The sequence below is a fragment of the Collinsella sp. AM23-17 genome (genome assembly GCF_003470945.1).
Lineage (GTDB): Bacteria > Actinomycetota > Coriobacteriia > Coriobacteriales > Coriobacteriaceae > Collinsella > Collinsella aerofaciens_O.
On sequence record NZ_QRHU01000025.1, the window covers coordinates 14,564 to 31,036 of the forward strand.

The window sequence follows — 16,473 nt, forward strand, 5'->3', positions numbered from 1 at the left end:
GAAGCTATTTTGCTTCTTTAATCATGTTTAAAATCAAAAGAAACAGCCAATTCGGTACAAGTCGCATAACGATTTCAGCTTTAGCAATGGACGGGCAAGCTCGTCGATATTTAAGCAAGCCAATTATGGAGCGTCGCTCTCTTGCATCGGCGAACCCCATTATTTCCTTTAGGTGCGGTGAATCAGGAAATCTTTCGGCAAATTGCTTAGCTGTATCAACCCTGTTTTTAACTCTTGTTAAATACCAATCATCTTTTGAAGCAACACCCGCAAGGAATCCAGTTTCATTCCCGCCATGTCGACGATACTTAACCAAGGGAGTCGTTGTAAAACTGCACTTCCCCAGTTCGCTGCAGCCCAATGTCAACCACAAATCATGTGCAGTGGATTCCGGAAAGGGAATCATCGACTTAGCAGCACTCGCATCTAGCATGAGAGCCATACCAATGCCGTAGCATACACTTGCAGCCTGAATAGTAATATCCTCTCCGGAGCACCAATTTACTTCAGGCGAATTTGGATGAGCTTTTCTGTAGCTCTCTACCAGCATGTTTCCGTTTTCGTCGATTACCGATCTATCGCAAACATCAAGAATTGAGCCTTCTTCTAGCATATGGTTGAGCGAAACTTGAACTCTGTTAGGCTCCCAAATATCATCTTGATCGCAAAATACTACGTAATCCCCTTCTGCCAAAGAGAGTAGTGCCTCGAACGATTTGACATAACCGAGATTTTTATCGCCATGATAATAACGATAGGCGTTTTTCTTTATATGCTCTTGGATAAACCCCTCTAAAGAGGCCGATTCGGGGCAGTCATTTCTGACCAAAAGCGTAACCGGAAACGTTTGTTCATCAATCGAATCAAGTTGAGCGGCGAAAAACTTAAGATCAGGTTTATATGCTGAAAGAAGTACGCATACGCCTGTACCATTTCCCTTTTCTATTTCCAAAAATCCTCCCAAAGTCATGTTTTCAAGATTAGCAAAGCAATCATTAGAGATTTAAGGTGTTGTTTATTACGCTCAAAAAAGACAGGAGAAGGCTCGGCCTTTAGATAATACATGGCGGCAAATTGAATGGTGCTCCCGTAATTTTTAACACCAACACCGACATCTCGCCCCCCTAGAGGGAGCGAGATGGTTGGCTTTTCAAAATAATCTGAAAAGGAAGCTCGTAGAGAATTAAAATCCTGCGCACCGGAAGTGCATACAGTTTATGACTGCCTTCTCATGAAACCGCTTGCCAAATCAAAGCACCTCAATTGGAAAAGAGTCCCTTAAGAATCAGTGTCTTTCTCCCACCTTTAAAGACACTTGTCCAATATCAATAGGTAACAACCTTTGTTCCATAAGGTATGTTATCGTAAATCCATTTTGCGTTCAGGATCTCAAGGCGCACACATCCTGCAGAGGATGGAACGCCCATCGTGGGATCCATCACCCGGTTACTGTTGACGTAGTAGGGCGAAGAATGGAATAGATAATCACCGTAGAACTGTGTGTAGTAATAGCAAGTATATCCATGCCCAAAGGAGTATCCCTTTCCGTAGACTTGGTACTCCCCTATCACAGTTGGCGTACTGGCTTTTCCCGTCGAACATACATATCGACGGTTTAAGGACCAATTATTCCATGACCCAGTGTAGATGCTCGTGATACAACGCGACGTATCGACAAGTATCAGCCAATTTGTATTGCTTGAATAACTTTGAGCTTTAGCGTCCATATAGTCTGACACCCACGCGCCGTTAGCCATGAAGTAATTCCAGGATCCGTCCACAACGCGCCAGCCAGTAGCCATAGCCCCACTAGCATCAAGCCAATACCAGGTGCCGCCCAAATTGAGCCATCCCGTCTGCATATAACCAGACGAATTCAAGTAATACCAATATCCGTTAACGGCAACCCAACCGGTTTTCATAACGTAAGTAGATGGATCTAAATAGAACCAGGAGCCATCCTTGCTCAGCCAGCCAGATCGTGCATAGCCAGCGGTCTCATCAAAGAAGTACCATTTTCCGTTAACGTTCTGCCAGCCGACGCTCAAGGAGCCATTAGTCGGATCAGCATAGAAAATGCAGCCACCAAGCGTCACGAAACCGCGCGCTTCGACCAATTCGCCATCGCCGTTTGAAGTAAATAACTTCCCATTGCGCAATGTTCCGCACAACGAGCAGTCAGAACCAGCAAAAGCCTTAGACGGACCATCCTGAACCGAGTCAAGGACATCTACCCATTCACGACAAGCAACAGCGCCTGAGCCTTTTGCATAATAGCTTTTCCCATTTACAGAAAAATGCCCGAGCAGCATTTTGCCGTCGACGGCAGGATCAAGATAATAGTATTGGCTACCGTCCTTCAGCCAACCCGTCTTTACAATACCCGATGCATTAGATGGCTCAGCGTAATACCAGTCTCCATCGCTCATAAACCAGCCGAGTGACAGCGCTCCCGTTGAAGAAAAATGATACCGATTCGATCCGATGGAAAAAAAGCCGGTAACCATTCTATTGTCATTTGCGATATCGAGCCAATACCAAGCGCCGTTCACCGAACGCCAGCCCGACGCAAGTGCGCCGGAACCGTCTGCGTAATACCAGTCCGTACCATCAAACGCCCAACCAACAGCCATTGCACCGGAATCCGATAAATAATAACGTGATGAGCCAACGGAAACGATTCCCCTAGACATAGCACCATCATTGGCGGGATCAAGCCAATACCAGTTATTGCCAGTTTGAAGCCAACCGGTTAAGACTTCACCATTGCTACCCCAATACCATAAACCGTTATCAAGACACCATCCATTAATCAGTCCATAGGTTCCAAGAAGATAAGGATGCCCATCGATAACACGTCGCCCAGTAACCATGGAACAGCCGTCAAGGGAGTCAAACCAGTACCATTGGCCTCCGATAAGCTGCCAACCATTTGCCAAAGCGCCTGATGGACTCGCGTAATACCACTTATTGTCAGTAAAAATCCAGCCGCAACTCATCGCGCCGTCACGAGCGGGGTCCAAATAAAACAACGAGCCGTCAACATTCTGCATTCCGGTCAAACGGCAGTCGTCAAGATAGTAATACCAGGACAAACCGTCCCATTGCCATCCAGATAGTTTTTCCGTCGTCGACGAGTCTTGGCTTTCGACAACCTGTGGATTCGAATCTTCCGCTGTTTTGCCAGCATAATCGTTGGAATCTTGAGCGAGACCGCCGCCGACAAAAGCACCCGACCCTTCCGTCGAGTCGCGCTCTACGATATCGTTATTCGCCCCCTCTTCCACGGCATAAGCAGTGCAAGAAAACGCGGGGGCGAAAACCGAGAGCGAGGCGGATAGTAGCACCAAGCCGATTGCTCGCCAGCAAATTCGATGATCAATCCGAGCATTCATTTCAGGCCCCCAACCGGTACCGACTGTCTTACAAGGAATCAATTAGATAAACGGACGGGCTGCGCCGATCACATTTCCCCTAGCGCTGACGGGATGAATACCGACACCCTGATGAGGCCAGGAGTCAATCATCATACCGCCGCCAAGTGCGATTGCGATATGCCCGCGATAATAAATCACATCGCCACGCTGAATCGAGCTGGTGCTCACGGGCATAAAGATGTTGCTTCGATACCAATTCATCGAATTGTAGGTTTGGCTTGGATCCCAGCGATGGTTATAAGGGTTGTAAACACCCATATCCATGCCAGTAGCATAAAGACATTGCAAGACAAAACCAGAGCAATCAACAGCCCCGCCGGGAGCGGTAGACCAAGGCTCAATATATTGCGTACCGATATATTCGTAAGCACGCTGAATAAAGGCATTCACGCAATCTTCCCGCGTCGCTTCGACAGAAATGCGAGAAGGAGTCACATAGGTAAAGTAGCCAGTGCAGTAGCTAGGCAACTGAACAGTCCAAGAGCTGACCTGGGGATACTGCGGAGGATTTTGCCAGCCAACCTTGTCGCACTGGCCATCGCTCCAGAAAATTCGACGCACGCCATCGATGGTTCTTGCGCCTGTTGCCATAGCACCGCTGCCGTCTAGCCAATACCACTTACCCGAATCTTTAAGCCAGCCAACATGCATGCTGCCGTTGGAGTCAAGGTAATACCATGTTCCATTGAGGCATTTCCAACCAGTTGCCATTTTTCCGTCGGCGTTTAGGTAATACCATGCACCGTCAGTAAAAACCCATCCAGTTTTCATCGCACCAGAATCGGCATCAAGCCAATACCAATCGCCATCAATCTGCAGCCATCCACGATGAATGACGCCCGTTCCGGGCTCAGCATAAAACCTTTGATTTGCAACATTAACCCAACCGGACGCAACCTGCCAGCCATCAGCTCCAGCTGTTTTTAGGATAGTACCGTTTTCGCGGATCACATCTTTGCAAAGATATCCATTGCCATCGGCATATCTTTCTACGCCGTCTTTAACGGTAATCCAGCTTGACACCACAAGTCTACCGCTCAGGTTTGCGAAACAATCGTTGCCGCCCACCTCAAATAAGCCCGTTTTCATGAGATGGCTAGCAGGGTCCAGGTAATACCAACTCACGCCCTCTTTATACCAGCCAGAAATAAGCGCGCCAGATTCAGAGGCAAAATACCAGCCGTCCTCGGACTGAGCCCAACCAATAGCCATAGTCCCATTCGAATTCAAATAATATGCTGCATTGCCAAGGTCTAAATACCCAACAGACATTTTGCCGTCGGAAGCCGGATCGAGATAATACCAGGTTCCGTTAACGAGTTGCCAGCCAGTGACCGCAATACCATTAGAGCAGTAATACCAATCTACTCCATCTTTGAACCATCCATTTACGAGGCCATAGTCGCCAAAAATGTAGGTACTTCCATCGATCTCGTGACGACCTTTGAACATAGCCAGCGTCTGAGAGTCAAAATAATAGCGAGTCCCACCTATCGTCTGCCATGACGAAGCAAGTGCGCCCGATGGATATGCCCAGTACCAATTCCCGTCAACGAGAATCCAGCCGGTTTTCATAGCACCAGTGGCATCTAAATAGTATTTCCCGCTCCCGAGGTCGACAAAACCAACCTGCATTATATGGGTGGCAGGATCCAGGTAATACCATGTGCCGTCTTGATAAAACCAATCAGCAGCTAAATCGCCTCCAGCATTGGCATAAAACCAATTTCCATCTGAGTTACGTAGCCAGCAGTTCTGATATAGCGCGCCAAAAGGCGTTGCGGCATTGCCGTCATTCGCATAAAACGAAGCAGTCGATCCGCCAGCATCGGTCACATTGAAATAACCTGTCTGCATTGCACCATCATTGGCCGGATCAAGCCAATACCAATAGCCCCCGCTTTGCAGCCAGCCAGTTTGGTGTTTACCGTTTTTTCCGTAATACCAAACTCCAGACGACTCGTCTCGTTGCCAGCCATCTTTTATGACGGAAGAATTATCAGGTTGCAAATCATCGGAAACCACAGAAGAAAAATCCGCTTTTGACTCAATACTCTGAGCCTCAACGGAATCCTGTGCAAACGCGACATTCGCACTCAGGGGCAAGCAGCAAGCAGTGATTAATGACGCAGCAGCACAAACAAGCGTGGCCTTCTTTTCGAATCGATACATAAGCGACCCTCCCAGATATCCTATTTAGTTATTTTAATCCACCTTTCGAGATTGATTTTCGCTACTTTCTGTTCAGTCTATGTAGCTAAATACAATTGATTGAACATATCGTTCAATCATTCTATTCTTTTCCTAAGCAATGAACATCTTAATTGGAGGCCTGCAGTGGAACTGACCAAGCGTAACTTTACAGTTCTGTACGAATACCTAAAGAACCCATATGCCAGCCAGCGAGAAGTTGCCGAGCGCACCGGCCTTTCACTTGGATCAGTAAACGCAGCGAATAAAGAGCTCACGAATGAGGGGCTTCTCGAATCGGACAGCCTAACCGACGGCGGTTACGAAGCGCTTCATCCCTATAAGGTTGAAAACGCAGTGATATTGGCTGCGGGGCTTTCGAGCCGCTTTGCTCCCATTTCGTATGAAAAGCCCAAAGGCCTTTTAAAAGTACGTGGTGAGATCCTCATTGAGCGACAGATTAGGCAGCTGCAAGACGCAGGTATCAGCAATATCACCGTCGTTGTCGGCTATAAAAAAGAGTATTTCTTCTATCTCGAAAGCAAGTTCGGCGTTTCGATTGTCGTCAACAACGAATATGCATCCAAAAATAACCACGCATCGCTTATGTGCGTAAAAGAGCGGCTTGGCAACACCTATATTTGTTCAAGCGATGATTACCTTCTAAACAATCCGTTTGAAGCATACGTTTGGAAAGCATTTTATTCTGCTCAATATGCTGAAGGCGCCACCAAAGAATGGTGCATTCAAACCGGAGCAATGGACAGAATCACCAATGTTACGATTGGCGGTTCCGATGCTTGGTATATGCTCGGACATGTCTACTTTGATAAAGCCTTCTCGCTTGCATTTAAGCAGATTCTCGAAACGGAATATAACAAGCCCGAAACAACGGACAAGCTTTGGGAAGATCTATATATCGAGCACATCAAGGAGCTCGATATGGTGATCAAAAAGTATCCTGAGGGCGAGATCAACGAATTCGATTCTCTTGATGAACTGCGTGCCTTTGATCCGCATTTTATCGAAAACGTTGACTCCGATATTTTCGATAACATCGAGCAAGTGCTCGGCTGCTCCAAATCAGAGATTCACGACGTTTATCCCCTTAAACAAGGTCTTACGAATCTATCGTGCCACTTTAGAACCAATGACGGAGAGTACGTTTACCGCCATCCGGGAGTCGGGACCGAACTGCTTATTAACAGAAATGGAGAAGTAGCCGCACTTAAAAAGGCCAAGGAACTCGGCCTTGACGACACGTTCATTCATGAGGACCCAAAGCGCGGTTGGAAAATTTCGAAGTTTGTACCCAACGCAAAGCAGCCTGATCCGCATGATGATGCCCAAATGAATCGAATGATGCAGATGTGTCGTTCGCTTCACGAGAGCGGTGCAAATGTCGAAACCGAATTTGACTTCTACCTCGAAGCGAAGCGCTACGAATCACTTCTTCTGGAAAAAGGCCCTATCGACATTCCAGGCTACAGGGAAATGGCCGCCGAAATCGATGAATTGGAGCACTTTGTCCAGGCCGACAATGCGCCAAAATGCCTTTGTCACAATGACTTCTTTTACCTCAATTTCCTTATCGATGAAAACGACAAGTACTATCTCATTGACTGGGAATATGCTGGCATGAGCGATTATGCAAACGATTTTGGAACGTGCAGTGTCTGCTGCGAGCTTTCCGAAGATGAAGTCGACCGCGCGCTTGATGCATATTTTGGGCGCAAGGCAACAAACAACGAAGTTGCACATAACTATGCGCACATTGCCCTTGCAGGATGGTGCTGGTACCTCTGGTCTCTTCTGAAAGAAGCCGAAGGCGACTTCGTAGGCGAATGGCTCTATATCTACTTCAATTACAGTGCCAAATACCTTAAAAAGGCACTGGAGATCTATCGAAAAGGTGAGTAACGATGCAATTCGGCTTTTTTAGCGGTCTTCTTTGGGGCCTTGATACAGTAATACTTGGAATCGGTTTGGCGCTCGCGCCCTATATTGGATCGGCGGAAGCGCTTGCATGTGCCTCCATTGCGGGATCTTTTCTCCATGATGCCTTCTGTGCGATCTGGCTCTTTGGGTACATGGGAATTCGAGGCAGATTAAAAGACACGCTCGCTGCACTTAAAACTCGTTCGGGCAAGGTCGTCATCGCCGGCGCACTGCTCGGTGGACCTATCGGAATGACCGGATACGTATTGGCGATTAATAATATCGGAGCAGCCTACACGGCAATTATATCCGCCTTCTATCCCGCTGTCGGAGCATTCCTTTCTTTCGTGCTGCTGAAGGAGAAAATGGGCAAAGGACAGATTCTTTCCCTTCTCGTTGCTCTTTGCGGCGTAATGACGATGGGCTATCTATCGGCCGGATCGAGCGAGATTGCAAATGCCCCCCTCGGCTTACTCGGCGCGGTGCTTGCTGTTATCGGATGGGGATCCGAAGCGGTGCTGTGCGCATGGGGAATGAAAGATGATGCCGTTGATGACGAAACGGCTTTGCAAATCCGCGAAACTACAAGTGCGCTTGTTTATGGAGTGCTTGTACTCCCCCTCTTCGGAGCATGGCATTTCACGCTGGGTGCCATCCCGAGCATGCCTACATTGATTATTGCACTCGCCGGACTCGCAGGAACTGCATCCTATCTGTTCTATTACAAGGGGATTGCGGCAATCGGAGCAGCGCGTGCGATGGCTCTGAATATCTCCTATTCGGCATGGTCGGTGGTCTTTGGCCTGATCTTGCTTGGAACAATTCCCGATATGGCATCCGTAATCTGCTGCGTTGTAATTGTATGCGGAACAGTTTTGGCAGCTAGTAACTGGGACGAACTATTTGGACGTAATAAGACGGCGTAGCTTGATTAACAATATAGTAAAAGGGGAGAGCTCGACGAGCTCTCCCCTTTTAGCATCATGGCTATTCAATTACCACAGCCTGGCTATCCATCTGTTGCCACGTGCCGAAGAACACCTGGGCATTTCGCGTAACATTGCCGTTAATCGAATCCGAAAGATAGACAATTCCCTGCTCGTCATCATAGCCTTTAAGGACTACGGCATGATTACCGCCCCACAGACCATAGGAATGCCCGTTATACCAACGAGCAGCATAACGGCCTCCTGGCCAACTTCCCCATTCGGTATTCCACATCTCAACAGGTTGTCCACAGGTCAGTCTGTTCTTAATGGAAGAAATTGCGAGAAAGAAACGTCTTTTGCCTGCATGATACTTCCCGCAGCGCGCAGAAAGTTATTACCAGCAATAGTAATCGCAGGGGCGACGCATCCCATGAGACCCCCGCTGCTACGCCTTGGGTTGCCATCAAAGGCGGTAACAAAGTTGCCGTTGCTTCCCTTGGGCAAGTAATAATCCGCAATAATCGTCTTACCTAAACCGAAACCATAGTAGTTAAGCAAGTTTGTAAGGGCAACCGACTCACAGCCAGTAGGAAGTTCCGGGTACTGCAAATAGCACGGGACATCGACCCAAGCGCCAACCATTGCGCCGGATGAACTGAACTTGTAGTCAGTAGAGCCGATCCAATACCAACCGTTGCTCAACATTACTCCCCCACGTGCGGCATCAAGGTAATACCATGTGCCCCCAAGGGAAAGCCATCCCGTTTTCATCGCGCCAGAAGCGGAATCCAGCCAGTACCAGTTGCTGCCATCGTTAAGCCAGCCGGTCGCCATTCGACCATCCGGGTTAAAGTAATACCAAGACCCAGCAATTTGCTGCCACCCAGTCAGAATTACTCCACTAGCAGAACAATAATATCGAGCACCCTGACTCTCAATCCAACCAGTTCTGGCATTACCGTCGTCGTCAATCAGCTGGATTCCCGAATCGGTCATGATGCCTTTAAGGTCAATTGCGCCGCTGGATGACGAATGATACATCCAAGACCCATCACCGTTTGACCAGCAATTAGCCATCATCTTGCCGGTACTATTAAATATGTATTCACATGATCCGATAGTTTGAACGCCCGTGGCCATGGCGTGCGTCGAGGGATCGAGCCAGTACCACGCACCGTTTAGGTTGAGCCAGACGGAGGCGAGGGCGCCGGAGCCAGTCGCGTAGTACCAGGTCCCGCCGTCGAGGACCCATCCGGTCGCCATCGCGCCGGAGGCGCTGAACCAGTACGCTGAGCCGTTGCACGCGTGGAGGCCCGTCACCATGGCGCCGCCCGCGTCGGGGTCGAGCCAGTACCAGGAACCGCCGGTGTAAAGCCAGCCGGTCGAGGCGATACCGTCAGCGAACCAGTACCAGGAGCCGTCGACGAAGCCCCAGCCGTTAAGAGGGCCGCAGCTGCCGAAGTAGCGGCGGACGCCCTGCGCATCAGTCTGGTAACCCGTCAGCATGGCCCCCGTCCGGGCGTCGAAGCAGTAGGGCACGCCGCCGACGGATACGGGGCCGCGCGCCAGCGCGCCGGAGCCAGTCGCGTAGTACCAGGTCCCGCCGTCGAGGACCCACCCGGTCGCCATCGCGCCGGACGAATTAAACCAGTACAGGGAGCCGTTGCACTCGTGAAGGCCCGTCGCCATGGCGTGCGTCGAGGGATCGAGCCAGTACCACGCACCGTTTAGGTTGAGCCAGCCGGAGGCCAGCGCGCCTGAGCCCGTCGCGTAGTACCAGGTCCCGCCGTCGAGCACCCATCCGGTCGCCATCGCGCCGGAGCCATTGAACCAGTATGCGGAGCCATTGCACTCATGGAGCCCGATGGCCATGGCGTGCGTCGAGGGATCGAGCCAGTACCAGGCCCCATTGGTATAGAGCCAGCCAGAATGCAACGAGACCGGATTGACTGAATCCACATAGAACCAGTTGCCGTCAAACGAATTCCAACCCAGATTCCATTTAACGGATTCTTGAGCAGGACCATCATCGATTGAATCGGAAGGAGAAAGAGTCGAGGGGACGGATTGCCTCTCAATATCAGTAGGGATAGAGGAGCTTATGGGTTCTGCGTTCGCGATATCAACCACACCGGGCCCAGCGAGCAGTAGGGTTGAAAGAATGATTAGGATTAATGTTATTCGCTTTTTCCTTGCCATGTGCAGCCCCCAGTAGTAACCAATTTTTACATAAACATAGTCTACAAATGGATGGCTAAGAGCAATATGTAATTAGAAAAAAGCAATTAAAGAAGAGCTGCTAGCCAAGCCATACACCATTGCTAGCAAAAGAGTATTGCACCCCATCGATTTCTTGAACACCCGTAGTCATTGCGTGCGTCGTGGGGTCAAGCCAGTACCAGGCGCCGCCGACGTATGCCCAGCCGGAGGCCAGCACGCCTGATCCCGTCGCGTAGTACCAGGTGCCGCCGTCGAGGACCCAACCGGTCGCCATCGCGCCGGAGGCGTTGAACCAGTACGCGGAGCCGTTGCACTCGTGGAGCCCAGTGGCCATGGCGTGCGTCGAGGGATCGAGCCAGTACCACGCACCGTTTAGGTTGAGCCAGCCGGAGGCGAGGGCGCCGGAGCCAGTCGCGTAGTACCAGGTCCCGCCGTCGAGGACCCATCCGGTCGCCATTGCGCCGGAGCTGTTGAACCAGCATGCGGAACCGTTGCACGAATGGAGGCCCGTCGCCATGGCGCCGCCCGCGTCGGGGTCGAGCCAGTACCAGGAGCCGCCGGTGTAAAGCCAGCCGGTCGAGGCGATACCGTCAGCGAACCAATACCAGGAGCCGTCGACGAGGCCCCAGCCGTTAAGGGGACCGCAGCTGCCGAAGTAGCGGCGGACGCCCTGCGCGTCCGTCTGGTAGCCCGTCAGCATGGCACCCATCCGGGCGTCGAAGCAGTAGGGCACGCCGCCGACGGATACGGGGCCGCGCGCCAGCGCGCCGGAGCCAGTCGCGTAGTACCAGGTCCCGCCGTCGAGGACCCACCCGGTCGCCATCGCGCCGGACGAATTAAACCAGTACAGGGAGCCGTTGCACTCGTGAAGGCCGGTAGCCATGGCACCGCCCACGTCGGGCTCGAGCCAGTACCACGTGCCACTCTGAAACAACCATCCGGTATACGCCTTGCCGTTGGAGGCTGCATAATACCAGGTGCTGTCAATTAGTTGCCAATGATAAAGGGAGACATCAACATACGCGTAGTTCATATCAACGTTGCCGTTGATTCCAGGGACTTTTCCGTTGCTCTTATACTGCCAAAAACTGTAATTGCCGGTATAGTCACATTGCGAGTTATATTGAGCAATCCAATGATCCCAAGAGCTACTCTTAAATACAGAGTCAGTCAAAATGTTGTTAAACCAATTTAAATTTGCATAAATACCAGGCTCATATCCTGCGGCAGAAATCCTATTACAAAAAACCTGCGCCCTCAATGCAATTCCGGTTTGACGTCCATTTGCAATTATCGAGTTATCCTCAAGATCGTAATACACCGGCAATCTTGGATTATGCCCAGAAAGGCAATTGATCACCATTGATGCCTCATCGGCTGCCTGTTGATTATCAAAAGCATATGAATAGACATAGACGCCGTAGGGAATTCCGAGTCGCTCGCACTCAGAAATATTTCGATTAAATTGATAGTCAACTCGACCGCCGAAAGACGGAGCGCCAAACCCAACGCGCAGAATAGCGAAATCGATGCCAGAAGCTTTAACTGCGTCCCAATCAATACGCCCTTGGTGCTCGCTGACGTCAATGCCCTGAGCTGTAACCCCATCGGGAAGAGCGTCCATAGACAATAAGGCTATTCCGTCTTCTTCGGAAGAAGCATCATCTGAAACTAATTGTCCACCCTCATAACGCCAAGAATTCTCAACCAGAGTCTGAGCAGCCTCTGCATCCGCAGGGCATACAAACATAGAAACGGGCGCAAAGAGCATCAGCACCAACAATGCCGAAAACAACTTAAGATGTTTGTTCATGTAAACCTCGTCATTCGCTCTTGATTGCGTCTAGCTTACAGCATAGCTATGAAAGATTCCCGAACATCTAACAGGACAAGATGCCATCTAGGACAATAAATAGTTGGGCGCAATGCTGCAAAGAAAAGAAGAACTTACCGGCAGGGTTGAACCCGCAGGCTCATTGCCCCCTCCTCTTGCCCCCAAGAATACCGACTTCAAATAAACTTTCAAACCAGATGTCAAAAAGGTAGGGGGCCCAGAGAGTCCCCTACAACTCGGAATTCTAACGAATCAGTATTACTTTCGATGGGCCCAAAGCGGTCAAACCGGAGATGCGATTTCCATAACCATCACTATGCCAGAACAAATTTTCGCTCGGCGAATTGCCCCAGAAAAAGCCAATGTGGCTATCGTCCGCATATGGGTTGTAAGGATTGAAGAACACAATGTCCCCCTTACGAGCCAAACCACTACGTAACAACTCATCAATAGAGTTGAAATAAGTCACGTTCGCACACGTATCGATAGCGTAGCCGTACCAACGATAAGCGTTTACGCAGCCGCCCCTTCCGGGACCTCCACTCCAAGGGGAATGGCTCTGCTCGGCGGCAATGGGAGCTAAATTCCCGCCCGCCTTCATATATGCATGCGATACAAATCCACCACAATTCATGCCCGTATAACCGTCCCAACGCGGATCACCCTTTGGGTACATGCACGTTTCCTGGCTGAGATGCGTGTCGTAGCGTGTTCCACGGTAATAGCCGTCGTTTTCGTGGCTCATAAGCCAATTGACCAAGCTGGACCTATTGACCCCCAAAACAGAACCAGACGTATTCAACCATGCACCACTTGCATTGAAGTAATAGTCAACGCCATCGATTTTCAGCCACCCGTTAGCAAACATGGCACCCGAAGGCTGGAGCCAGTACCACGTACCGCCGTCATTAAGCCATCCAGTTTTCATCTTGAATGTGGAAGGGTCCATCCAATACCACGCACCGTTGACATATTGCCAACCAGACTTAAGGACACCATTGGAAGATGCGTAGTACCAAGTATTGCCACTTTCGTCAGAAGCGTCTTTCGACATAATCCAACCAGACGCCACGTTAACGACACCATTCGCATCCGCATAGAAAACCGCATCTCCAATATGAATCACACCTGGCAATGAAGACGAGTCAGTACGATCAGCGACTACAGGAGATCCATCAGATGAAGTAGGCAACGGCTCGCTCAGTGCTCCAGACGAATTCGCCCATGCCATACCATCGTTCAAGTTGATCCAGCACGAAGATGCCATTGCACCGGAATCATAAGAAAAATAGCGCTTGCTTCCTACCGCAAATTCACCAGTACGCATTGCGCCGGATACATCATCAAGGTAATACCAGGCGCTTCCGGACTTTATCCATCGCCCTCGTTGAATAGCTCCGTTTGATGCGGCGTAATACCAAGTACCATCAGCAAGTGCCCAGCCTGTTGCCATGGCACCTGAGCTCGTAAGGAAATAGGTGGACGAGCCCACTTGCACAAAGCCCGTGAGCATAATATGGCTTCCTGGATCCAGGTAATACCAAGAATTCCCTAGAAGTAACCAACCTCCATGCAGTAAGCCGTTGGAGTCAGCGTAATACCAGTTGTTGTCAATAAGTGCCCACTGGGAGGATAGCATGGCCCCTGAACTGTTAAAGATATAAGAGGTGCCATTGCATTCATTCAGCCCGGTGGCCATAGAACCGTCTGCAGGATCAAGCCAGTACCAACGACCCCCATCCGAGAGCCAGCCCTTTACCAGAGCGCCAGAGCCGGAAAAATAATGCCAGACAGAAGCATCAAGATGCCATCCGATAAGCATTGCACCAGAAGAAGAGAATCCATACGTGGCTCCCCCAATCTGCAGCATCGCATCGTGGACCATCTTGCCCTCATCATCCAGCCAATACCAGTTGCTGCCGTCTGAAAGCCAGCCTTTTACCATGGCGCCAGAACCGGAGAAATAACGCCAAGCAGAAGTGGAGCCCGTAGAATCTAGGTACCAGCCGACACGCATTGCGCCCGAAGAGGAGAAGGCATACGTCGCACCCCCGACTTGAACCAACCCATCCTGAGCCATTCGACCTTCGTCGTCGAACCAGTACCAGCTACCGTCTATATGTCTCCAAGAAGAAACAGCGATTGTTCCGTCGGACAAGCCCCAACGCCAAAAACCAGCCCCTTCTTCGGGTGATATCCACCCCTGATGCCAAATAATTTGATTCGAAACCTCGGAAGGGGTCTCATTATCCACCTGAGAGTTCTGCTCGACAGCGAAGGTCGATTCGCGCTGAGCATCAACGCCTGACTCGACAGAAGCAATAGCAACGTTAGATGCGGGACCTTCGTCAGTGTTATTCGAATCAAGGGCGTATAACATCGAGGGCGAACCCAAAAGGAGCCCCAAAGAAACAAGGCCCGAAAAGACCAGCACCCCGAATGACCATTTCTTCATAGCAGCACAGTATCCAATCACGCAGTGGCCCCGTCACCTCAGGGCAACGGGGCCTCAATCAAAACTAGCTCAGTAATGTACTAGCCAATTTGCTGGCAGTTTTTGCACTCTCGTGAAGCGCCACGCCTCTGGGCCTCCTGGATAGAGATCTGCGAATAGCCCTTTGCGTCCTTGCCAACGGTACGGCACTTATGCGTATGGTAAACATGGCTACCGCTCTTATACCAAACTAAACCATAGCCCGGAATCCACTTGCCGTCCTCGCCGACATAGTAGGAGCCAACCCAGGCATTCGTAGCCATGGCACCGGAAGACTGGAGGTAGTAGTCGCCGACCCAGGCGTCGTGGGCCATAGCGCCGGAACCGCTAAAGTAGTACCAGGCGCCGCCGACCTGACGCCAGCCGGTAACCATCGCGCCGGAATCGTCGAACCAGTACCAAACTCCACCAACGTTAGCCCAAGAGTTAGAGGCCATAGCGCCCGAACCTCCGAGCCAATACCACGTGCCGCCATTGCTGAGCCAGCCGGTTGCCATGGCGCCCGAACCGCTCGCATAGTACCAAGAGCCGCCTGCCAAGAACCAGCCAGTGGCCATTGCACCGGAGTCGCCGAACCAGTACCAGGAGCCGCCGAGGCTGCGCCAGCTGTTAGCGACCATGGCGCCCGAACCGTCGAGGTAGTACCACGTACCGCCGATGTTGAGCCAGCCAGTGGCCATCGCACCGGAAGCGTTGGCGTAGTACCACGTCCCCGAAACGTTGATCCAGCCGGTCAGCATGACACCATACTCGTCGAAATAATACCAAGTTCCACCGATATTATGCCAACCGGTCAGCAGTTCGCCACTGGAGGTCGCATAGAACCACTTTCCATAGATGGAGTCATAGAGCCAGCCGCTATGCTGCATGCGGCCATCGGCGTTGGCACCAGGGGTGTTCAGGAAGTAGTTCTTGCCGTCAATCTGAACTCGGCCGTATGCCATATCATGGCTTTCGGGGTAGAAGTAATACTTGTCCCCACCGATAGACTGCCAGCCCGACACCGCGATCCCGTCAGCGCCAAAATAGTACCAGACAGCTTCGTATTCGTTATGCCACTGGTTCGTGACCATGGCGCCAGTTTCGGGATCGAAATAGCGAAGGTTGCCGTCCTCGCACCGAACGAGTCCAGTCTTCGGACGACCGTCGGAACACCATTCCGTAATCGGTCCACCGCCTCCGCCACCGCCAGCAATATCAGCAAATGAGGGCGCCGGGGCAACCGTCATGCAGACAGCGGCAAATGCAACAACTCCCAGCACTGTTAGTCCGCGCCATCTTTCTCGAAGGTTTTTCATACGACATCCTTTCTCCGAGATTTAAGGCTCTCTTAAGTTATTTTTAAACTATCAATTCAGTATTTCAACGGGAAATCGATACCTTGAATGGCAACTTCATCCGAACACTTCCCACATTCATCCGTACATGTAC

General features: G+C 50.8%; 10 protein-coding genes and 1 pseudogene. 2 read left to right on the top strand and 9 right to left on the bottom strand.

The genetic code is table 11. The features are described 5' to 3' along the window. Nucleotides 1-4 precede the first annotated feature (4 nt). The 3 genes from DW645_RS08690 to DW645_RS10195 all read right to left on the bottom strand — a co-directional run bounded on the left by DW645_RS08690 (nt 5) and on the right by DW645_RS10195 (nt 5,609). Entirely contained in the window at nt 5-952 is a 948-nt protein-coding gene (locus DW645_RS08690; protein ID WP_158564977.1) for a glycosyltransferase, read from the bottom strand. A gap of 373 nt (nt 953-1,325) precedes the next feature. Next, entirely contained in the window at nt 1,326-3,395 is a 2,070-nt protein-coding gene (locus tag DW645_RS08695) for a L,D-transpeptidase family protein (protein WP_118227255.1), read from the bottom strand. A 42-nt stretch (nt 3,396-3,437) separates the two neighbouring features. Next, nucleotides 3,438-5,609, bottom strand: a complete 2,172-nt coding sequence (locus DW645_RS10195) for an NlpC/P60 family protein (RefSeq protein WP_118227256.1) — start codon at nt 5,607-5,609, stop codon at nt 3,438-3,440. 165 nt (nt 5,610-5,774) lie between these two features. Here DW645_RS10195 and DW645_RS08705 point away from each other — a divergent pair, with 165 nt between their 5' ends. Both DW645_RS08705 and DW645_RS08710 read left to right on the top strand, forming a co-directional pair. Continuing rightward, nucleotides 5,775-7,547 (top strand): phosphotransferase, encoded by a 1,773-nt coding sequence (locus DW645_RS08705; RefSeq protein ID WP_199576463.1) that lies wholly within the window; start codon nt 5,775-5,777, stop codon nt 7,545-7,547. Between the two features lie 2 nt (nt 7,548-7,549). Next, nucleotides 7,550-8,491 (top strand): DMT family transporter, encoded by a 942-nt coding sequence (locus DW645_RS08710; RefSeq protein WP_118227257.1) that lies wholly within the window; start codon nt 7,550-7,552, stop codon nt 8,489-8,491. Nucleotides 8,492-8,552: 61 nt separating this feature from the next. Here DW645_RS08710 and DW645_RS10185 read toward each other — a convergent pair whose 3' ends face one another. From DW645_RS10185 to DW645_RS08735, 6 genes and pseudogenes are all read right to left on the bottom strand, one after another. Then, nucleotides 8,553-8,786 carry a hypothetical protein gene (locus DW645_RS10185; RefSeq protein WP_118227258.1) on the bottom strand — a complete coding sequence of 78 codons (234 nt, stop codon included), beginning with the start codon at nt 8,784-8,786 and terminating at the stop codon, nt 8,553-8,555. A gap of 20 nt (nt 8,787-8,806) precedes the next feature. Then, nucleotides 8,807-10,693, bottom strand: coding sequence for a C39 family peptidase (locus tag DW645_RS08720; RefSeq protein ID WP_118227259.1), 1,887 nt, complete (start codon nt 10,691-10,693; stop codon nt 8,807-8,809). Nucleotides 10,694-10,793: 100 nt separating this feature from the next. Continuing rightward, nucleotides 10,794-11,648: a hypothetical protein gene (locus DW645_RS10135; protein WP_233540752.1), complete on the bottom strand. Its 855-nt coding sequence runs from the start codon at nt 11,646-11,648 to the stop codon at nt 10,794-10,796. 15 nt (nt 11,649-11,663) lie between these two features. Then, nucleotides 11,664-12,527, bottom strand: a pseudogene (locus DW645_RS10245) (glycoside hydrolase family 25 protein); the annotation flags it as partial. A gap of 265 nt (nt 12,528-12,792) precedes the next feature. Beyond that, a complete protein-coding gene (locus tag DW645_RS08730; protein WP_117786532.1) occupies nt 12,793-15,003 on the bottom strand; it encodes an N-acetylmuramoyl-L-alanine amidase family protein in 2,211 nt (736 codons plus the stop codon). Between the two features lie 80 nt (nt 15,004-15,083). Next, nucleotides 15,084-16,304, bottom strand: a complete 1,221-nt coding sequence (locus tag DW645_RS08735) for a hypothetical protein (RefSeq protein WP_233540753.1) — start codon at nt 16,302-16,304, stop codon at nt 15,084-15,086. Nucleotides 16,305-16,473: the final 169 nt, after the last annotated feature.